The following is a 19406-nucleotide window of genomic DNA, read 5'->3' on the forward strand; positions in this document are numbered from 1 at the left end:
CCAGCGCCAGCTCGCCAAGGCCCGGGCCGGCGCCCTGGCCGCCGCCGGCGAGCGGCTCTGTGCGCGCCGCGCCCCGCCGCAGACGTCGCCGTAGGTCCGCCGCCAGCCGGCGGCGGTCGGTCTTGCCGTTCTCGTTCACCGGCATCGCCGGCACGTGGTGAACGCCGCTGGGGGTCATGTACGGCGGCAGCACGGCCTCGACCGCCGCCCGCAGGTCGTCGCCGAGTCCCTGCAGCCCGGTGTAGACGGCGTGTATCTCCACGCCGCCGTCGCCGTCGGCCTCGACCGGCACGACGGCGGCCTCCGCGACGCCGTCGTGTCCTCGCAGCACACCTTCGATCTCGCCGGGCTCGATGCGGTGCCCTCTCACCTTCACCTGGTCGTCGATGCGGCCGAGGTGCAGCAGCTCGCCTTCCCACCACCGGACCCGGTCACCGGTGCGGTACCAGTCGCCGTCCGCCGGTCGCCCGGCGACTTCGGCAAGGTCGGGTGGCGCGCCCTTGAGGAAGCGGTGCTCGTCGTCCCGCGGATCCAGGTAGCCGGGGAAGCGCTGAGAGCCGCGGACGCACAGCTCTCCCTCTCCGCCGTCCTCGCCGCTCGCCCTGACGACCGCCTCCAGGTGGGGGAGCGGCCGGCCGATGGGGACCGTCCCGTTCGGCGTCCGCGGCCACGCGGACCGCTCGCTGGGCAGTCGGTAGGCGGTGCAGGTGATGGTGAGCTCGGTCGGCCCGTAGAGGTTGTCGATGACACTGCCAGGCGCCGCGTCCGCCCACGCCGTGGCCTGGTCGAGGGTGAGCTGCTCGCCCGCGAAGATGCTGACCTGCAGCCCTGGCAGCACGCCGGGCGTGAGCGTCCGCATCCGGCGGGCCAGGGAGATCACCGAGGGGACGGAGCTCCAGTGCGTGATTCCACGTTCGTTGACGAACGAGATCGGTGTCAGCTCCTCCTCGCGGCTGGGCACGACCAGGGTGGCGCCTGACCCCCAGGCGAGGAACATGTCGAGGACGGAGGGATCGAAGGTCAGGGCGTAGTGCTGGGAGACCCGGCACTCCGGCGTGAGCGCGTACCGCTCCAGACTGGCGGCCACGTACTCCGAGAGGTTCCGGTGCCGGATCGGAACGCCCTTGGGCCTACCGGTCGAGCCTGAGGTGAAGAGGATGTAGGCGACGTCCTGAGGCTCCCCCCGATACGCGGAGGCCGGCCCTGGCGCGGCCCTGGACTTCGCCGGCCCCGGCTCGCCGTCGCCGGGGTGCACGCACACCTCTACGCCGGGGACGTCCCGCGCGATGCCGGCGGCGAGCTCGGCGGAGCCGGGATCGGTCAGCAGCACGCCGACGCCTGCGGACCGGCACATCTGCGCCAGACGCGCCGCCGGGAACCGAGGGCTGAGGGGAACCACCGGCCGGCCCGTGCGCAACACGGCCAGGTATCCCGCGTAGGTCCCGGCATCCCGTCCGGCGAGCAGTCCGACGGGTGCCGGGCCGGCGATCCGCGACTCGATCGTGGCGGCGAGCTGCTCGGCGCTGGTGTGTAGCTCGGCGTACGTCAGCTTGTGCGGGCCGATCTCGAGTGCGGTCGCGTCGGCGGCCCGTTCGGCGCTCGACGAGAACAGGTGCCACAAGGTGCTGGTGCGGGAGGTGAGGCTTCCTGGTGAAGTGATCACGTCTGGTCTCCTGGGAAGGGTTGGTCGGCGTCGGTCTGCCCGAGGGCGAGCTGGGCGGCGAGGGCGTCGGCGAAGGCCCGGCGGATGATTCCCGGGCGGGGCCGGCCGCGGGCGGCGCTTTCCACCGCGTACCGCAGCAGCCGCGGCAGCGCCGCCCACCGCTCCGCCGCCGCTGCCAGCATCGGGCGGGCCGGATCACCAGGCGCCGCGGCGGTGAGACGGTGCCGCAGGGCGAAGCGGTGGTGCCCGGCGAGGGCCCAGCAGTCGTCGAGGTGGAGTGCGGCCGACTCGGCCGACCGGGCCAGCCGATCGCCGAGGAACGTCAGGGCCGACCGCTCACCTTCGAGCCACCGCCCTGGCAGTGCCTCGGTCTCTTCGGCTGACCGCTGAGCCGGCCGCGGTTCCCGGGTGCGCTCCAGCCACCACCATCCCGGCACGTCAGCTCCGGCGAGCGGGAAACCGCAGGCGAGCCTGTTGCGCATCCGCTGCTGCTCGTTCCACTCGGGCGTTTCCATGGCCTCAGCGAGCCGGCTGGAGGAGAACCGGCCGGCGAAGGGCCGTTGCCGGCCGTCCGGCAGCAGGCCGGCGAACTCGTCCCGCACCCGCCAGTCGCCTCCTTCCGCGCCGTCCACCAGCAGCCAGTGCGGGGCGCTCGGGCCGGCAGGGAGGGCGGGTGACCACGGCAGCCTGCGGTTGTCGACGAGGATGAGCACCCGGCCGAACTGGTGCAGTTGGTCCGCCACGGCGCGGAGGGCGTCCGCGGCGGACGACGCGTGCCGGTAGCGCAGGCGGCTGCCGTCGGGCAGCCGCTCCAGGCGGACGCGGTGGTGGGAGAAAGCGAGCAGTGGCGGCGGCAGATCGGTCCGCGCGGCGGATCGCACGCTGCGGGAGATGAGGTCGGCTGCGTCGAACTCGCCGTCCAGATACGCCGCCAGGTTGGCGGTGTAGCAGCTCAGACCGTCGTAGTCGATGATCGTGGCCGCGGTCACGAGCCGGCCTCCGCGCCCGGGTCCCAGGCGCAACTGACCGGGACCGGGAACAACTCCCTGAACGCCGCCCAGCGCAGCCTCCCCCACCGGCCGGTGCTCGCGCCCGGCTCTACCGGGATCTGCCAGGGACGACCGGCCAGTCCCTCGCCGGTCGCTTTCACACATGCTTCCTGAACCGACCAGATCCAGGCTGCCTCCACGACCGACGCGACGGTCCGCGGCCGGCGCGACGCGACGCTCTGGCTTCCCGCACCGCTCTGGTTTCCCTCGCCGCCGCGGACCGGCGCGATGCGCGGCCGCGGCAGTTGGACGTCGACCCCGACCCGGCCGCGAAGCCCGACGGCCGCCGCGGCCCACCCGTCACTGTGCGACAGGCTCACGGCGACGTCGGGCCGTCCGCCCAGGAAGGGACGCCCGGATTTCCGGCCGCGTACAGGCGCGGCCGCCGCCTCCTCGTCCGCGGTCACCACCAGCAGACTGCGCAGCAGAGCGCGTGCCGCGATCCGCTCCGCGGCCCGCCAGGCAGGCAGCCCGCCGGCCGCGGCAAGATCGTCGGGCACGCAGAGGCCGATGGGGGCATCGCCGATCGGGCAGGCGGACACGTGCACGAAGGCGCCGGAGCCGGCGAACTCCGGCACGGCGTCAGGGAATTCGACTCCACCAGGCATGAGCAGCTCTCCGGAACGCGTCTGAGGATTGGGACGTGACCGTGCAGGTCACACGAGCCGGACTGAGACGTCGCGCAGCGCCATGGCTCCATCGGCGGTGCGCAGCCGGTCGTTCGCGAAGTTCAGCGATGCCGAGCGCAGGTCGCGGAAGGCCCGCTCCAGTCCCGTGGGCGAGCCCTTGAGGTAGCCGTGGCGCAGGCCGACCAGCTCTACCAGGCCGTTCACCGCCGCGAAGCACTCCTCCGAGGCCCGCGTCTTGAGCGTGTTGACGAGGAGGCGTGCTGACGTGGAGGAGACCGCGCCGTGCCGGGTCTCCTCGTCGGCGACGACCCGCAGCGTGTGCCGCAGCAGCGCATGCACCGTGTCCACGCGTTCGCGGATCACGGCCAGGTTGGACAGCACCAGCGGCGAGGAGACGTCGAGGCCCCGCGGGCCGCTCTGCCCCCGTACGTACCGGATGACCCGGGCGAGGGCCCCGGCCGCGGTGCCGAGCCACGCGGCGGCCCAGCCGATGTGCGCGACAGGCCCGAAGAGTCCGGCGGCGATGTCGGGGAAGCCGCCGGGACCGCCGATCAGGTGCGTGGCCGGAACGGCGCCACGCAGCCGGAGGGGCACGCTCTCGGTGGCGCGCATGCCCAGCGGATCCCAGCCGCCGGTGACCTCGACCTCGAGGTGGTCCCGCGCGGCGTACACGAGGTCGACCTGCGTGGGCGAGGCGGCGCCTGCCGACCGCATGGTCACCAGGAACGCGTCCGCGTGCCTGCCGCCGGTGACCACGGGAGCGACGCGGTCGATGACGAGCGTGCCGCCGCTCTCCTGCAAGGGGGACTCGGAGGTCAGTAGCTGCCCGCCCGTACCGGGCTCGGTGGTGACCGAGCCGAGGTAGATCTCGCCACGCGCCAGTGTGGGCAGCAGGTCCCGGAGGAGCTGAGGATCGCCGTGCCGGACGACAGCGGTGGCCTGCTGGCAGTGCATGGCGAAGACCAGAGCGGTCGTCATGTCCGCCCGCGCCAGGGCGATCGTGGCGTCGGCGAGCTCGGTGAAGCCGCCACCCCAGCCTCCGTGCTCGACGGGCACGGGTAGGCCCAGCAGCCGGGTCCTGCGCATCTCCGCCAGGGCCGCCGCGGGAAAGGCGGCGTCCCGGTCGGCCTGGTCGGCGTGCTCGCTCGCGACCGCCGCGACGGCCTCGGCGGCCTCGCGCCAGGCGGGATCCGGCACCAGGCCCGCTCCTGGCAGCTCTGTTGTGAGCGTCCCGGAGCTCATGACGCCGCCGCCTGCGTCGCGCCGCGGATCTCCTGGACCGCCTTCCAGAGGGTGCCGCCCGTCTCGAACGTCCGGTCCACCATCCGCTCCTCGGGGAAGAAGATGCCGTAGGTGTCTTCAATGGCGAAGAGCAACTCGATCTCACGCATGGAGTCGAGTCCGAGGTCCCGCAGGCGTGCGGTGTCGGTGATCTCCTGGTCTCCCGCGTACTTCAGGTACGGCCGCAGGATGTCGACGAACTGTGCGTCCATGGTCAGCTCTCCTCAGTACGGTCAATCGCATGACGTTCCCATACGAGCCGCGACACCTCGGTGATCTCGCCGCCCTCGACGATCACCTCAAGCGGCGCCGGATGGCCCAGGAACCCGGTCAGACTGGCGGTCAGGCCGTACGCCCCCACGTTGGGCACCTCCAACACGTCACCCGGCCGTACCGGGGGCACCGGCGCGGCCCGCACCCAGATGTCCAGCGGCGTGCACAGCGGTCCTGTGACCAGCGACCGCTCTGCCGGACCGCCGCCCCCGCTGCCGTTCGCCAACTCCGGCAGCAGGGGCGGCAGCCGGCGCAGCCCTGACATGCCGCCGAGGTGGTTGATGCCCGACTCGAGGACGACGACCTGAGTGCCGTGCGACCACTTGACGTCCACGGCTCGGGTGATCAGCGTGCCGCACGTGGCCGTGAGGAAGCGTCCTGACTCGAAGGCGACCAGCGGGCGCCCGTCCCGCCAGCCCGCGAAGGAGTCGTCCAGGAGCCGCGCGAGCTCGCCCGCCAGCGTCGAAAGGCTGGGCAGGTGGCCGGAGCGGGCGAACGGCGCGCCGAAGCCGCCTCCGAGGTCGAGCACCTCGATCCGGTCCCGCATCACGGCTTGTGCGCGCTGGGCGGTGCGCAGGGCGGCCGCGAACTGCGCGAGGAGTTCGCTTTCCGTCATGAGGTTCGTGCCGAGATACAGGTGCAGGCCGGACACCGACGCCCGAGGGCGGGAGGCGAAGGCATCCGGCTCGGCCTCCAGCCATTCGGTGTCGGCCCCGAACTGCGAGGCTATGCCCGTCATCGTCAGGCCCTGCCCGGCGGCCTGCTCGTGTCCGTTCAGCCGCAGGAGGCACCGCGCCGTGCCGGCCTGGGCCGCCATCGCCCGATCGACCTGATCCAGTCCGTGCGGGGAGTCCACCGAGAACCAGCGCACTCCCGCCGCCACCGCATCGCGAACCTCCGCGTCTCGCTTGCCCGGGCCGGTGTACAGGATCGCCGCCGGGTCGGCCCCGGCCGCGAGCGCGGTGGCCAGCTCGCCGGCCGAACTGACCTCAAGGGAGCAGCCGATGCGACTCAGCCGGGCCACGACGGCGGGATGCGGGTTCGCCTTGAGTGAGTAGTAGAGGCGGCTCGGCTGAGGCAGCGCGGCCACAAGCGTCCGGTGGCACCGTTCGACCTCGTTCAGGTCGTACACGTACGCTGGTGTGCCCCTCTTGTACGCTTCGGCCGGCAGGGTGGTGTCAGGCATCAGAGGTCTCCTCGACGAGACGCGTCAGCCGCAGCCGGTCGATCTTCCCGTTGGCCGTCAGCGGGAGCGCGGGGAGTGTCAGGCATCTGCGCGGAATCTTCGTCTCCTCCAGATGGCCGGTCAGCGCTGCGAGCACCTGTCCGGGAGTCAGCTCCGACGCCACGACCAGCGTCGCTCCGTGGGCCGGGGCGCGCGGTGGCACCGCACAGGCGTCCCGGACATGGGGGATCCGGTTGGCGGCGGCCTCGACTTCGAGGGAGCTGACGCGGGTGCCGCGCTCCTTGTAGACGTCGTCGCGCCGCCCGTCGAAATAGAGGTAGCCCTCCGCGTCCACGCTTCCGTAGTCGCCGGTGTGGAGCTGCGGAAAGAGTCCGTCAACCCGGCGGAACCGCTCGGTGGTGAGCTGCGGGCGCCGCCAGTAGCCGCTCATGACGTTCGGCCCGCGCACCACGATTTCGCCGACGTCACCTGGAGGGAGCCGCTCTCCCCGCTGGTCGACGGCGAACACCTCAGTGCCGTGAAGCGCGCGTCCGGATGAGCCCGGACGCAGCAAGTCGCCGTCGGGCGGCATGATCGTCGCCCGTTTGCACTCTGTGAGGCCGTACATCAGCTGCACCTTGAGTCCGGGGATGTGCTTGCGCAGCGTGGCGAGGACGTCAGCGGGCATGGCTGCTCCGGTGTTCGTCAGCAGCCTGAGGACGGGCGCGCGGGCGCCGGGCCGCTCCACCAGCCGGGCAAGGGTGGAGGCCAGTGACGGCACCGCGGGGAACACCGTCGCTCCGGTCTCGCACAGCCGGCCCAGCAGGGCCCGGCCCGCGTCCTTCGCCGAGCCCAGCTCCAGCCGTGCCCCGCCGAGGGTGGCCAGCAGGATCTGGTACAGCCCGTAGTCGAACGACAGGGGCAGCGGGCTGTACACGACGTCGTCCCTGATGTATCCCAGCTCTCTGTGTGCCGCCCGCGCCGCGAAGACGACCTGGGCGTGGGTGGACACCACGGCCTTGGGCGCGCCGGTGCTGCCGGAGGTGTAGATGAACCACGCGGGGTCCACAGGGAGGGTGCGGGAAGGCATGCCGGCGTCGTGCGGCCCGGTGCGGGCCGCGGCGCGCATCTCATCGAGGCCGCGGTGGACGATGCCGCTGCGCGCCGCCTCGCCGATGGTCGCGCCGTCGCCGATGACGAGCGCGGGCTCGGCGTCGGTGAGGATGTGCCGTACGACGACGGGCGGCGCCCCGGCGCTGAGCGGGACCGAGACGGCGCCGATGCGTGCGGCGCCGATCAGCAGGGGAGCGAGCCACGGACCCGCCGCCTCGCTGACGACGATCCGCTCCCGCCCGCGCACGCCCTGACCGAGGAGCCAGGTCGCCAGGCGGAGGCTGGCCAGTCGCACCGCGGAGTAGGTCATCGAGTCAGTGCCGTCCCCGATGGCCGGTCGCCCGGGGTGCGCGGCGGCCGCGGCATCCAGCAGGTCGTGAATGACGGTCGCGCTCATGGCAACACCCGGATACCGCTGTGCCGTTCGGCCGGCGAGAACAGCTCGGCGAGTGAGACGGCGTCGCGCACGGTACGCGCCGACAGGCCGGCGGCGTCGTACGGCCGGCCCAGGAGCTGCTCGACGGAGTCGAGCACCTCGACGAGGCGATAGGAGTCGAAGCCGGGGAGCTCGCGCAGGGTCGGCGCCCGATCCAGTGCCTCAGCGTCGATCGACAGCGTCTCCATCAGCGCACGCCGGATCGCCACCACGGCTTCGTCCCCGGCGCCGGCGTGCGCGTGCACGTGCACGAGCTGCCGGGCGACCTCGGCCTCGTCGCGCAGCAGGGCGGCCATGCGGTCCGCCAGAGAGAGGTCCTGGACACCCGATCGCTGTCGCCGCCGCTGGGCCACGTAACTCTGCGTGGCCAGGGCTCGCCACCGGTCGACAAGGTCGCCCATCGGGCCCACTGCCTCGGCAGGTAGGCCGGCGTGGCGTAACCACGCTTCGTGCAGCATCCGCTCCCGCAGCAGCATCCAGATGTCCAGGACCAGGCGATCCAGCGTGCCGGGATCCTTGACGCACTGGCGGGCCCGCTTGAGGTAGCGTTCCCCGTCCCCTTCCGCGGCGCTCAGCCGGGCCGCGTTCTCCGCGAGGACGCGGCCGGGGTGAACGTCCGTGACGTGCGCGGACTCCAGGAGGTAGGCGGTGGCGCAGTCGCCGAGCAGCGCGCCGACCTCGTCCGCGGGAAGCGTCCACGTACCGGGTCGTGCGGGTCCCCAGCGGGTGTCGTTGTGGTAGGCGTCCACGATCGTCACCCGGTCGTCGTCAGGACCGGCGCACAGCAGGAAGCTGTGCGTCATGTGCTCGCGTCCCGCGTAGGGCAGCCACGGCATCCGGTGCGCGTCGCTCACCACGAAGAGCGGGTCGTGTTCGCGCGCCATCCGACGCAGGAACGTCCCGTCTGAAGTCCGCCACGTCTCGGCCACCCGCAGACCGAGTGCCGTTTCCGCCTCCGCGAGCCGCTCCGCGGGCGAACGCTCGAAGCCACCGTCGGCACCCGGCTGGAATCCCCAGCCCGCGCCCAGGGCCAGGTGGGTACCGGGGCCGTGGCGGCGGTCCGCGACAACGGCGAGGTTGGACTGCAGGCAGTCCAGTGCGTCAGCTCGCACCTGGGCCAGCAGCCGTTGCCAGTCCGTCCGGTCCGGTTCCATGGCCACGGCGGTTCACCTGGTCGACGTCGACAGGGAGCGGGCCCACTCGACGAGCCGCACCTGCTGCTTGCCCAGTTCGTGCGTGTCCAGCCCGACCGGATCCTTGAAGAAGAAGGCCAGCTCGGTGACCGCGCCGACCCGCCCGGCGGCGTGGGCGGCGGCCATGAGCCGGGCGAGGTCCAGCACGAGCGGGGCGGCCAGCGTGGAGTCGATGCCCTGCCAGGTGAACTGGAGCGCCATCCGGATGCCCAGGAAACCCTCGAAGGAGATGTGGTCCCAGGCCGTCTTGTGGTCGCCCAGGTCGGGCACGTTGTCGATGTGCAGGGGCGCCGGCACGTCCTCGCCGAGCAGCGAGGGCAGCACGCCCGACTTCGAGCGCATCTTGCTCTCGGCCGTCGCCGAGTCCGCCAGCGTCGCACCGTCCCCGCCGCCCAGCAGGTTCGTCCCGGCCCACGACAGCACGCGCAGCGCACGGGAGGTGAACATCGGCGCCAGCACTGTTCGCAGCAGGGTTTCTCCGGTCTTGCCGTCGGAACCGGCGTATGGCACCCGCAGGCGCTCGGCCGTCTGCGCCAGCGCGGGCAGCCGGGCGCCCGCCGAGGGGGTGAAGTCAACGAACGCGCACCCGGCCCTGAACGCCGCCAGGGCGGCCATCGAGCTGGGCGGCAGCACACGGCGGGAGGGGTCGAGCAGTGCCTGCTCGAGTTTCGCGACGTCCCGTACGTCGTCGGTGAGCGGTACCGGGGCCTCGGTGGAGGCCACGTTGACGACGACCACCCGGTGCAGGTGGTTGCGTTCCCTGAACTCCGCGATGTCGGCGCTCATCCGCTCGATCGCCGCGTGCTGCGTCCCTTTGAGGGTGTCTGATTGACACCCTTCGCGCAGCTCCGCTTCGACGGCTGCGTAGCCGGGCCGAACCGCCTGGTAGAGCTCCGGCGGGATGACACCGGTCCCGACGAGGTGTTCGGCCCGCTTCTCGATCGGATCGTTGACGATGTCGTGCCCGCCCACGGTGAACTGCGCCCAATCAGGCAACTGTACGTGCGCGAACTCGGCGCCTTTCGTGACGCACCCGATCGGTGCGACCAGCCCCTCCCGCAGGGCCAGCAGTCCGGTCACGGCGGTCGTCGCAACGGATCCACGGGCGCCGTTGAACCAGATGCCGGTCGGGACGTCGGCAGACGCGATAGACATGGCTCTCTCCTCGCTTACCTGGCGTGCTCGGCTCGTTCAGAAAGCGAGACTGGTAGACGCGGATACGGACCGCATACGTCGCCCGGCGAGCTCAGTACTTGAGTGCGTTGTAGCGCCCTTGGTGGTAGATGAGCGGGCGGCCCGCGCCGGATTGATCGCCCAGGAGCACACTCGCCAGGATCAGCCGGTGGTCCCCTACGGGGATGCGGGCCGTGACACCGCACATGAGCCAGGCCAGTACGCCGTCCAGCACGGGGATCCCGCGAGGGCCCGCGGTCCAGTGCGTGTATTCGGCGAAGCGGTCGGCACCATGACGCGCGAAGGTGGCGGCCAGCCCTTGCTGCTGCTCGCCGAGTAGGTGGACGACGACGTGGTCCGCGCGACTGATGACGGGCCAGCACGACGAACGGGTCCCGATGTTGAACGAGACCACCGGGGGCTCCAGGGCTACGGAACACAGCGAGGCGGCCGTTAGTCCGACGGGCCGCTCGCCCATCGCCGTGATCACGGCCACCCCTGCCGCGTGCTGCCCGAATACGGACCGCAGGAGGTCGGCGGAGCCCTGCTGCGGCGTTCGGAGGTCACGGATTTCCTGCATGGTGCACGTCCTTCCTCGGAGACAGGCGCGGCCACGATAGTGCGCGGAAATTCACCGACCGGCCGGTGCGCGCCGAGTGGAAGGAGGTCCCGCGGATATGAACGGTGTATCCCTCACGTAGCCGAGAGTCCCGGGCGGACGGGGCCATCGGGCGGTCGTCCTGGGGCCGCCGGGCTTCCGGCGGCCCCAGGACTCGTGGTCAGGCTGGGACGTATGCCGGCTCCGTCACCTGGGTGCCGTCGTCCGCTGTGCCGGTCAGCTCCGTTGTGACGACGGCGCTGAACAACTCCTCCTCGCCCTGCCGGGTCGTGACGTGGACCGTGTGATCGGCCGGCCCGGGCCGCGCCTCGATCCAGCACGGGGCGTCCAACTCGGCGAATCTCGTGAACGTCGCCCGCATGCCGACTGCCACCGCGGGCATGGGCCGCGACAGGACGACCGCCGCCTGACGCGCGGCCTCCAGCAGCACGGCTCCGGGAACGTGGTCAACCGGGTGGTCGAAGAGCACGGGGTGCGTGGTGTCGGTCCGCAGTTGCCAGCGCCCAGGGGTGTCGGTCGCGGAAAGCACGACGTTCCGGCGCCGTTCGTGGCCGACCTGGGACGCCGGCAGCGGCGGCGGCGCCGGCGGCAGGCCGCCGAGGGAGGGGTCGAAACCGGCGCGACGGCCCCGCACCCGGCGGTAGACGGCGGGCGGGTGGCAGCTGAACCTGGTCTCGGCGGTGCCCAGCGGGGAGCCGTCGCGCAGAGCGTCCACCCGCAGCGAAAGCGCCGCGATCCGGTCCCGGCGCCGCGCGATGTCGAAGCAGCGCACCTGTAATGCGACGTCGGCGGGCTGCGGGCCGATGGCGAGGGCGCCTGCGCCGTGGATGGCGTAGCAGAAGTGGTCCCAGATCAGATGGTGGCCGATCGGCACCTGGTAGGCGACGTGCGAGAGCAACGGCAGCGTCTGCCGCACCGTTTCAGCGAACAGCAGCGGGTCGTAGTAGCCGGTGCCAGGGGTGTAGAAGCAGTGTTCCCTGGGCCACTGGGCGGTGATGGTGAACGTATCCCCACCGGTTTGTGTCCAGTCGGTGAGCAGCACCTCGGCGATCGCCGCCTTGTGCACGTACTCACGGGGCACGGTGGTGGTGAGCTGGTGCAGCGCGTCGGGCAGCTTGTCGGAGGTGTGGGATGAGACAGGTTCAGGACCGCGCATGATGGGCTTCATCTGATTTCCTGTGTGTGCATCGACGTGTAGACCGGCGAGGCCACGGGGGCATGTGATGTCGGGGGACCGTCCCGGCCAATAACGTAAAGAGTGTTCTGTAGGAATGTCGAGGTGGGTGCGGGCGACCGCCGTCGCGGGCGTCGGCCGTGCTGGTCCGGCGGCTGCGCGAGTGCGTACATTGGGTAACGCTCGTCGCCGCCGAGGGCCGACTCCTCGTGCGGCGGGTAGTGAGGAGCCATGCCCCATCCCAGACAAGAGCGCGCAGTGCGCACCCGAGAGCGGATCCTGCGCGCCGCGGCCGAGGTGTTCGACGAGTCCGGCTTCTCCGGCGGGAGCATCAGCAGGATCGTCCGCCGGTCCGGCACGACGATGGGCGCCATGTACCACCACTTCTCCTCCAAAGAGGACCTGGCCCGTGCGGTGATGGCCGAGCAGGACGCCGACCTGGACTTCCCGCCCGGCGAGGATGGCCTGCAGCGCCTGCTGGACATGAGCATGGAGGTGGCCCGCCAGTTGCGCACCAACGTCCTCTTCCGCGCCGGTGTCCGGCTCGCCGTCGAACAGGGCGACTTCGGCATGCGGGAGTCCGCGCCGTACGAGCTGTGGATCAAGCGGTTCACGGAGCAGCTCGTCGCCGCCGAGCGGCGCGGCGAACTGCTCCCCGGCGTGGACGTGGAGGACTTCGCACGGGCGCTGGTCGGCGCCTACAGCGGCACCCAGCTGCTCTCCGAGATCTCCACCGGCCGGGCAGACCTGCTCGAGCGCATCGCCACCATGTGGCGCTACCTGCTGCCAGGAGTCGCCTCCCCGGAGGCGATCTCCTGGCTCCGGATCGAGGCCGCCCCCGAGGGCCCGCAGCCATGACCCGTGGACGGGTCGTCCTCACCGGGTCCACCGGTTTCATCGGATCTGCCATCCTGCGCCGGCTGAGCGCTGTCGGCGTCCCCGCCCGGGTCCGGGCCGTCTGCCGCACGGAGCCGGTAGGGCCGCACCGCGTGCCCGGCGTGGAATACGCGCGGGCCGACCTGACGGAGCCGGCGTCGCTGCGAGGACTGTGCGAGGGCGCCGGCGTCCTGGTGCACGCGGCCCCGTACGTGGGCCGGGATCAGGCGCGTTGCGTGGCGGTCAACGAGCGCGGCACCGCGGAGCTGGTCGCGGAGGCGCAGGCGGCAGGTGTCCGGCGGATCGTGTACGTGTCCACCACCGCCGTCTACGGCCCTGGACCGCACCGCGGCGCCGAGACGGGAGAGCTGACCCCGGCTCCCATCTCCGCGACCAGCCGCACCCGGCTCGCCGCGGAGCGGTCCGTGACAGGTGCGGCGGGTCTCGTGCTGCGAGCCGGACTGGTGCTGGGACCGGGGGACCGTTGGGTGGTGCCGGCCCTGAGAGAGCTCGCACAGCGCGTACCCGGCCGGTGGGACGGCGGGCGGGCGCTGCTGTCACTGATCGACGTGGCGGACCTGGCCCGGCTGGTCGCGGCGGCGGTCACCGCGGACGCCGCCCCGGTCGGCGTGTATCACGCCGCGAACCCGGAGCCGGTGCGGGTGGGGGCTCTGCTGGCCGCGCTGACCAGGCACCGGATCCTGCCGCCCGCGGCGGACGATGCAGAAGGGCTGACCTGGGAGGCGTGCCTGCACCGGCTGCGGAGCACACCAGGACAGGTGAGCGAGCGGCAGTTCGCGCTTCTCGCCCAGGACCACCACTACCACTGCGACGAGATCTGGCAGCTCCTGGGCTGCGCTCCAGGGCCCGGACCGCTCGCCCGTCTCGGCGCGGCCGCATCCTGGTACCGCTCGCAGGCCGGCGAGGGCAGGTCCTAGCCGGCCTCGCCCGAGACGTCGGTCGCCGCGGGCGGTGGCTCGATGCCCGCGTTGACCACTCGCCACACTTCGTCCACCTGGCTGTGGGCCTCCCAGCTCCGGGTCGCCGGTGGCGCGCACAGCGGTGTGGCCGTCGCCTCCAGGCCCGCGGCCAGGCAGCCGACCAATACGGCGATGGTCTCGGTGTCCTGGTCGGCGCGTAACGAGCCCTCGCGGCGGGCCTGCGCCAGCAGTCGCCGAACCGCGGGCATCCAGGAGTCGTACCACTCGGGGTGTAGCCCGGGTCGTTCGCGGGACAGCCGCGCCGCGGCCCGTACCACGTGGGTGCCCTCAAGGAGTTGGGCGAGGGCACGGGTGATGCCCCCCACCGTCTCGAGCGGCGGGAGGCCGCGCAGCTCGGCGCGCAGCACTGTCTCGCGGGTGACGTCGCATCCGTGCTCACACACGGCATCGGCCAACGCGGACTTCACGGAGAAGTGGAAGGTGAGGGCGCCGATGGTGGTGTTCGCGATGGCGCTGATCCCCTGGAGCGTGGTGCCTGCGTACCCGCGACCCGCGAACTCCAAGGCCGCCGCCTCCATGAGGAGCCTTCTCGTCTTTCCCGCCCGTTCCTGTTTGGTCATGATCAGCTCCCAGTCTGGGCGATGCTGGTCGGCTCCCTCTGTCTGTGCCTCCGAAGAGGATCCTGGCAAAATAACAAAGCGAGCGCTCTCTTTGTGGTACAAACATAGTGAGTATTCTTCTTTCCTCTTCCTCCGAGACGGGAGGGGTGGCGCGATGCCCGAGGTGAGCCGCGCAGAGGTGGCCGCCCGATCGCGGCCGAGCGACTGTCTGCGGTACGACGCAACCGCACCAGGCTGTGCCAACCTCCCTGGGTCACTCCGCCGGAGGGCGTGTCCCGCGTGTCGCCGCCCGCACCGCCCCACAACCGCAGCGCGCCCAGCCGCGCGGCGCTCCCTGCCCTCGCACATCCTGTCCTCGCGCACCCTGTCCGCCACCACCGTGTTCTGCGACAGAAGGAGCCCTACCGATGAGCAGCACGCGCGATGCAACCGCCGCTGCACCGGCGTACCTCGAGGAGGCTGCCGGCTCCGACCGGCCCCCTGGGTTCGGGGCCGCCACGGTGCGCGTCCCGACCGACGTGCTGCGCAACGCTGATTCGCCTCGGCTGGCCGGTGTCGACCTCGGCCACGTACGCACGCTGGCCGAGATCGCGGACGAGTTGCCGCCGATCATCGTGCACCGCGAGACGATGCGGGTCATCGACGGAATGCACCGGCTGCACGCGGCGCGCCTGGGCGGCCGGGAGAGCGTCGAGGTCGTGTACTTCCACGGCACAGAGCAGGAGGCCTTCCTGCTGGCTGTCGAGTCCAACGTGCGGCACGGGCTGCCGCTGACCCTGGCGGAGCGGAAGGAGTCGGCGCGGCGGATACTGCGGAGCTTCCCTGAGTGGTCGGACCGGGCGATCGCCGCCAAGACCGGGCTTTCCGGCAAGACAGTGGGGGCGCTGCGGCGCACCACTGGACCGCAGCCGGCGCAGCCGCCCGTCAGAGTCGGGCGAGACGGCCGGGCCCGGCCACTCAGCCCGGTCGATGGGCGCCTGAAGGCGGGGGACATCCTCACCCGCGAACCGCACCTGTCGTTACGGGAGGTGGCCAAGGCCGCGGGCGTCTCCGTGGAGACCGCGCGGGACGTTCGCGAGCGCCTCAGCCGTGGGAAGAGCCCGCTGCCGGTGGGGCGCGGCGGGCCGAGCGCCGCAGGGCCCTGCCAGGTCATGCCACCCACAGAACCCACGTCGTACCTTGCTTCGTTACGGCGGGATCCTGCCCTCAAATACAACGACGAGGGCCGTTTGATCATCCGATGCCTTGAGGCACGGCTCGTCCGCGAGCGAGATGCCGAATTGGTGCTGCGAGCGCCCGACCACCAGGCGATGCAGATCGCCGCCATGGCCCGGGCGTGCGCCATGAGCTGGGACAAGATCGCCACGCATCTGGAACGCCGGAGCGTTGAGCGCCTGTGAGGGAACGAGTGAGAAGGTCCTGCCCGACCGGGTCGCCGGAGGGTGGGTCTGCCGTGTTCGGCCGGCTTGAGCATCGGCCGGCATCTCCATGTCTGACTGCGTAACTTCCTCAGTCGGACACCGAATTGGGAGCGAGAAGCGGAGAGGAAACTTGTGCGACTCACGTGGAAGCGCTTCCATTACACCGTCCTGCGCCCGCGGTGGACCATGCCGCCAGACCTCGCAGGCACCGTACGCGTAGCCACGGAGGTGTGAAATGCTCTTTCGCATCCTTGGGCCGCTGTCGATCGACGGCCCGCACGGCTCCTTCGCGGTGACCGGCCGGCAGCGCCGCTTGCTGCTGTCCGTCCTGTTGCTGAACTCCGGACGGCCCATCGGGGTGACCTCGCTCATCGAGCGCATGTGGGGTTCGAACCAGCCCAAGTCCGCCGTGGCGAACCTGCGCACCTATGTGTACGAGATCCGCCAGTTGCTCCGGCAGATCGGCGACGAGGACGGCAGGGTGAAGAGCCATCCCTCCGGCTACGAGCTGAAAGTGGGCAAGGGCGAGCTCGACCTCGAGGAGTTCCGCACCCTCGCCGCTCGGGGACGGACGGCGGCGAATTCCGGAGACCACGAGCAGGCGGCGGCCATCCTGCGCCGCGCCCTCCAGCTATGGCGGGGACGCCCGTTGGAAGAGGTCCCGGACCTCGAGCCCAACTTGGCCGCGGACGTCCTCGCGCTTGAGGAGCAGTACTGGGGGGTCGCGGCGGACTGGGTCGACGCCGAGCTCGCAGTCGGCCGCCACACCATCGTCATGCCGCACCTGCGCCGGGTGGTGGCCGAGCGGCCACTCGACGAACGCGGCTGGCTCCAGCTCATCGCGGCGCTCCGCGCGGCCGGGCAGACCGCCGACGCCCTCAGCGCGTACCGCAGCGTCCGCCAGATCTGCGTCCGTGAACTCGGCGTCGAACCCGGCGAATCCCTCAAGCGCCTGCACGCCGAAATCCTCACCAGCGGCGCGCACGCGCTGCCCGTGCCGGCGCATCCGTCGCCGGACGGACCGGCGCCAGAGGTGAGCGACTCCCGCAACGGCGCACACCACCGCCCCGCTGACACGCCGGACGCTCCGGCAGAGCCGCAGCCGCAGGTCCGGCCGCCGCGGCGGCGCATCACACCGCTGAATGGCCGCGGCAGCGCGAACCGGCCGGCACCCGCGCCCGTCACGGCCCTCCCGCCGCCGCCACGGCATCTGGTGGGGCGAGAGCATGAGCGTGCCTCCGTCCTGGCGCTGTGCGGCGTGGGCCGGCCACATCGGCAGAGCGCCGCGTCCCCGGTCACCGTGTCGCTCACCGGCACGGCCGGGATCGGCAAGACGGCGCTCGCGCTGACCCTCGCCCGCCAGTTGCGACGGTACTGCCCGGACGGGCAGATCTACCTCGGCCTCGACAGCTCGTCCGCCCAGCCGAAGTCGCTGTCGGACGTGCTGGAGGAGCTGCTGATCATCCTCGCCGGGCCGGGTAGCGCGCCCGACGGTGATCTGCAGCGCACCGCGCTGCTACGCCGGATCCTTGACGGCCGCAGGATGCTGCTTGTACTCGACGACATACTGAACGCCGAGCTCGTCCGCCCGCTGCTGTGGAGTGGCTGGTCGATGACGATCGTCACCAGCCGGCGGCAGTTGGTCGGCCTCGACGCGACCTGGCACTGCAACCTCGAACCGCTCGACACCGAGGCCGGCGCGAGCCTGCTCGCCCACGCCGCCGGCCGCGACCTGCATGAGGAGGACCGCGGGGCCGCGGCCCGCATCGTCATGGCCTGCGGCGGGCTGCCCCTCGGCCTGCGCATCGCCGCCGGCCGGCTGGTGCTGTGCCGGGGCATGAGCCTGTCGCAGCTGGCCGACCAACTGGAGGAGGAGTCCACGATGCTTGACGAGCTCGAAGCCGGTGACGCGTCGATCAGAGCACGGCTCGACCACGGACACACGTCACTGCACGCCCTCGACCAGCGGGTGCTGTCCGCATTGGCGGGCGATTCGGCGCGGGCCTTCACCGAGGACCAGGCGAGCCGTCTCACCGGGGCGCCACTGCCCGAGGTGTCGAGGATCCTCGTCCGCCTGGTGCGGGAGAATCTGCTGGCTGTCGTCCCCGGGGAGGAGGAGCGCCACCGCTACGAGGTGCCCCGGTTACTGCGGGCGCAACTGCGCGAACAGCTACCGACCACTCGCTAGTGTCATGCGCCTGAGATTCGTCGGCAATATTTGGTGAGTGGTTCGAGGATCTCTTCGGCGGTCTTGGCCCAGACGAACGGCTGCGGGTCGTCGTTCCACTGATCCAGTTCTTGGACGCCGCTCGGGCGGGTCGTGATACAGCCCGACCACGTCGACGACCTGCTCCACGAACAGCGGATGCGTCACAGGGCGGACGTGACCGCCGCCACCGGCATGGAGGGGTCCTCGGCAAGTGCCTCGACGATCTCCACGTACTCGGCGACCAGCTCCTTGGCCAGGCCCTCCTCGAAGAACCCGGGGTTGCACACCAGAGCACCGCCCAGCCGGTCGTCGTCGATGAGCATGAACGGCGCGCTCTTCTTGATCCAGATCGGCAGCCGGAAGGCGGGAACGTCGCCGGCCCTGAGCACGGAGGCCGCGGATCCGGCGTCCCCTTGGTCGATCCGGAGCTGCCGTACCCGCAGACCTGCGACCTCGAGATCGGGCGCCGCCGGCGGCTCCGCCTGGAGGTAGGAGTCGAACAGGTGGATGTCCGGCCACGGACGTTCGGCGGCGAAGTCGGGGTTCGCCGCCTGGGCCAGGCTCTTGAACGAGACGGCGTTGGTCATGGCCGCCTCGAGCGCTTCGTGCACCTGCCGGACCGTGTCGGCCAGCGAGCTCTCGCCGCGGATGTCCGTCGCCATGTAGACGTCGTTGGTGAACTGCCCGATCAGGCGTCTGGCCACCGGGCTGGACCGCCCCAGCGTGGTGGTGCCGATCACGATCCGCTCGGCGTCGGTGCGACGCCGGTGCAGGATGTGGTAAGCGGTCAACAGCGCGACGTACTCGGTGGTCTTCGCCCGCCAGGCGACCCCGCGCAGCCGACGGCCGACGTGCGCCGCGAACCGGAACCTGACGGCCTCCATCGCCCGCACATCCATCTGCGGGTCAATCGACCGCACCGGGTACGCGACCGGCTTCGGCACCGGCCGCAGCGATCTTCGCCAGAACTCGCGCCGCGCCGCGGTCTCGGCCAGCTCGCGGGCCTGCATCGTGAGGATCTCCGGGAATCCGGCACGGACCTCGGACGGCGCGGGGGACCGGCCGGTGAGACTCCCGTACCAGGCCGTTGCTTCCTCGGCGAAGACCTGCGTGGACCACCCGTCGGCCACCAGATGGAAGAAGGCGGCGATCAGGACATGGTGTTGCGACGACAACCGCACCAGCCAGGCCCGCCAGAGCGGTGCCCGGCCCAGGTCGAACGGTTGCCCGCTCGTCTCCGCGCAGAGTTTCGACAGCTCCTTCTCCTGCCGGTCGCCTGGCAGAGCGCTCAGGTCGGCGAAGCCCAGCGGATTTTCGACGCCGGGCTCGATCACCACGAGCGGGTCGCGGCCGGCCGTGACGAACCTCATGCGCAGCGGGTCATGCCGGGCCGCGACCTGGGCGACCGCTCTGCGGAACACCTCCGGGTCCAGCGGGCCGAGCAACTCCCGCAAGCACACCGCGACCTCCGGCGCGGCTCCGGGGTCGCCAGGGGACAGCGCCGCCATGTGCTCCCACAGCAGCTCCTGGCTGGCGGACAGGGGAAATGTGCGGGGATCAGTCTTCACCGT

At 71.6% G+C, this 19406-nt stretch carries 17 protein-coding genes; 4 read left to right on the forward strand and 13 right to left on the reverse strand.

Translation table 11 applies throughout. The features are described from left to right. The 11 genes from ABD844_RS37950 to ABD844_RS38000 all read right to left on the reverse strand — a co-directional run. The coding region (locus tag ABD844_RS37950) for an amino acid adenylation domain-containing protein (protein ID WP_344889215.1) at positions 1-1663 on the reverse strand (1663 nt) is incomplete at its 3' end. Further along, positions 1660-2652 carry a hypothetical protein gene (locus ABD844_RS37955; protein WP_344889218.1) on the reverse strand — a complete coding sequence of 331 codons (993 nt, stop codon included), beginning with the start codon at positions 2650-2652 and terminating at the stop codon, positions 1660-1662. The genes ABD844_RS37955 and ABD844_RS37950, both read right to left, overlap by 4 nt. Continuing rightward, positions 2649-3290, reverse strand: a complete 642-nt coding sequence (locus tag ABD844_RS37960; RefSeq protein WP_344889222.1) for a 4'-phosphopantetheinyl transferase family protein — start codon at positions 3288-3290, stop codon at positions 2649-2651. Before ABD844_RS37960 ends, ABD844_RS37955 begins: the two co-directional genes overlap by 4 nt. A gap of 78 nt (positions 3291-3368) precedes the next feature. Further along, positions 3369-4583: an acyl-CoA dehydrogenase family protein gene (locus ABD844_RS37965; protein ID WP_344889225.1), complete on the reverse strand. Its 1215-nt coding sequence runs from the start codon at positions 4581-4583 to the stop codon at positions 3369-3371. Beyond that, entirely contained in the window at positions 4580-4834 is a 255-nt protein-coding gene (locus ABD844_RS37970) for a phosphopantetheine-binding protein (protein ID WP_344889228.1), read from the reverse strand. Before ABD844_RS37970 ends, ABD844_RS37965 begins: the two co-directional genes overlap by 4 nt. 2 nt (positions 4835-4836) lie before the next feature. Continuing rightward, a complete protein-coding gene (locus ABD844_RS37975; protein WP_344889231.1) occupies positions 4837-6081 on the reverse strand; it encodes a type III PLP-dependent enzyme domain-containing protein in 1245 nt (414 codons plus the stop codon). Continuing rightward, positions 6074-7570 carry a class I adenylate-forming enzyme family protein gene (locus ABD844_RS37980; RefSeq protein WP_344889234.1) on the reverse strand — a complete coding sequence of 499 codons (1497 nt, stop codon included), beginning with the start codon at positions 7568-7570 and terminating at the stop codon, positions 6074-6076. The genes ABD844_RS37975 and ABD844_RS37980 overlap by 8 nt, the downstream gene beginning before the upstream one ends. Then, positions 7567-8769 (reverse strand): hypothetical protein, encoded by a 1203-nt coding sequence (locus ABD844_RS37985; RefSeq protein WP_344889237.1) that lies wholly within the window; start codon positions 8767-8769, stop codon positions 7567-7569. Before ABD844_RS37985 ends, ABD844_RS37980 begins: the two co-directional genes overlap by 4 nt. 6 nt (positions 8770-8775) lie before the next feature. Then, positions 8776-9957 carry an inositol-3-phosphate synthase gene (locus ABD844_RS37990; protein ID WP_344889241.1) on the reverse strand — a complete coding sequence of 394 codons (1182 nt, stop codon included), beginning with the start codon at positions 9955-9957 and terminating at the stop codon, positions 8776-8778. Positions 9958-10048: 91 nt separating this feature from the next. After that, on the reverse strand, positions 10049-10555 hold the full coding sequence (locus tag ABD844_RS37995) for a flavin reductase family protein (RefSeq protein ID WP_344889244.1): 507 nt from the start codon (positions 10553-10555) through the stop codon (positions 10049-10051). 199 nt (positions 10556-10754) lie between these two features. Further along, complete coding sequence (locus ABD844_RS38000) at positions 10755-11762, reverse strand: ScbA/BarX family gamma-butyrolactone biosynthesis protein (protein ID WP_344889247.1); 1008 nt, start codon at positions 11760-11762, stop codon at positions 10755-10757. Positions 11763-12026: 264 nt separating this feature from the next. Between ABD844_RS38000 and ABD844_RS38005 the strand changes: the two genes are divergently transcribed. Both ABD844_RS38005 and ABD844_RS38010 read left to right on the forward strand, forming a co-directional pair. Beyond that, complete coding sequence (locus tag ABD844_RS38005) at positions 12027-12626, forward strand: ScbR family autoregulator-binding transcription factor (protein WP_344889250.1); 600 nt, start codon at positions 12027-12029, stop codon at positions 12624-12626. Next, the gene (locus ABD844_RS38010; protein ID WP_344889253.1) at positions 12623-13582 is read left to right on the forward strand and encodes an NAD-dependent epimerase/dehydratase family protein; all 960 of its coding nucleotides are present in this window, start codon (positions 12623-12625) and stop codon (positions 13580-13582) included. Before ABD844_RS38005 ends, ABD844_RS38010 begins: the two co-directional genes overlap by 4 nt. Here the strand turns inward: ABD844_RS38010 and ABD844_RS38015 are convergent. Next, positions 13579-14205, reverse strand: a complete 627-nt coding sequence (locus ABD844_RS38015; protein WP_344889256.1) for a TetR family transcriptional regulator — start codon at positions 14203-14205, stop codon at positions 13579-13581. The genes ABD844_RS38010 and ABD844_RS38015 overlap by 4 nt on opposite strands. Before the next feature lie 407 nt (positions 14206-14612). On the opposite strand from ABD844_RS38015, the gene ABD844_RS38020 reads away from it, so the two are divergent. Beyond that, positions 14613-15605, forward strand: coding sequence for a ParB/RepB/Spo0J family partition protein (locus ABD844_RS38020; RefSeq protein WP_344889259.1), 993 nt, complete (start codon positions 14613-14615; stop codon positions 15603-15605). A 256-nt stretch (positions 15606-15861) separates the two neighbouring features. Then, positions 15862-17814 carry an AfsR/SARP family transcriptional regulator gene (locus tag ABD844_RS38025; protein ID WP_344889262.1) on the forward strand — a complete coding sequence of 651 codons (1953 nt, stop codon included), beginning with the start codon at positions 15862-15864 and terminating at the stop codon, positions 17812-17814. 182 nt (positions 17815-17996) lie between these two features. Here the strand turns inward: ABD844_RS38025 and ABD844_RS38030 are convergent, their stop codons facing one another. Then, positions 17997-19403 (reverse strand): condensation domain-containing protein, encoded by a 1407-nt coding sequence (locus tag ABD844_RS38030; protein ID WP_344889265.1) that lies wholly within the window; start codon positions 19401-19403, stop codon positions 17997-17999. Positions 19404-19406 lie beyond the last annotated feature (3 nt).

It is taken from the genome of Nonomuraea antimicrobica (assembly GCF_039536965.1).
GTDB classification, from domain to species: Bacteria; Actinomycetota; Actinomycetes; order Streptosporangiales; family Streptosporangiaceae; genus Nonomuraea; species Nonomuraea antimicrobica.

Excerpts from the sequence above, each read along its gene's own strand:
- ABD844_RS37995 (WP_344889244.1), bottom strand. The coding sequence starts at position 10,555 with ATGCAGGAAATCCGTGACCTCCGAACGCCGCAGCAGGGCTCCGCCGAC.
- ABD844_RS37970 (WP_344889228.1), bottom strand. The coding sequence starts at position 4,834 with ATGGACGCACAGTTCGTCGACATCCTGCGGCCGTACCTGAAGTACGCG.
- ABD844_RS38000 (WP_344889247.1), bottom strand. The coding sequence starts at position 11,762 with ATGAAGCCCATCATGCGCGGTCCTGAACCTGTCTCATCCCACACCTCC.
- ABD844_RS38010 (WP_344889253.1), top strand. The coding sequence starts at position 12,623 with ATGACCCGTGGACGGGTCGTCCTCACCGGGTCCACCGGTTTCATCGGA.
- ABD844_RS37980 (WP_344889234.1), bottom strand. The coding sequence starts at position 7,570 with ATGAGCGCGACCGTCATTCACGACCTGCTGGATGCCGCGGCCGCCGCG.
- ABD844_RS38015 (WP_344889256.1), bottom strand. The coding sequence starts at position 14,205 with ATGACCAAACAGGAACGGGCGGGAAAGACGAGAAGGCTCCTCATGGAG.
- ABD844_RS37990 (WP_344889241.1), bottom strand. The coding sequence starts at position 9,957 with ATGTCTATCGCGTCTGCCGACGTCCCGACCGGCATCTGGTTCAACGGC.
- ABD844_RS38020 (WP_344889259.1), top strand. The coding sequence starts at position 14,613 with ATGAGCAGCACGCGCGATGCAACCGCCGCTGCACCGGCGTACCTCGAG.
- ABD844_RS37965 (WP_344889225.1), bottom strand. The coding sequence starts at position 4,583 with ATGAGCTCCGGGACGCTCACAACAGAGCTGCCAGGAGCGGGCCTGGTG.
- ABD844_RS38025 (WP_344889262.1), top strand. The coding sequence starts at position 15,862 with ATGCTCTTTCGCATCCTTGGGCCGCTGTCGATCGACGGCCCGCACGGC.
- ABD844_RS37975 (WP_344889231.1), bottom strand. The coding sequence starts at position 6,081 with ATGCCTGACACCACCCTGCCGGCCGAAGCGTACAAGAGGGGCACACCA.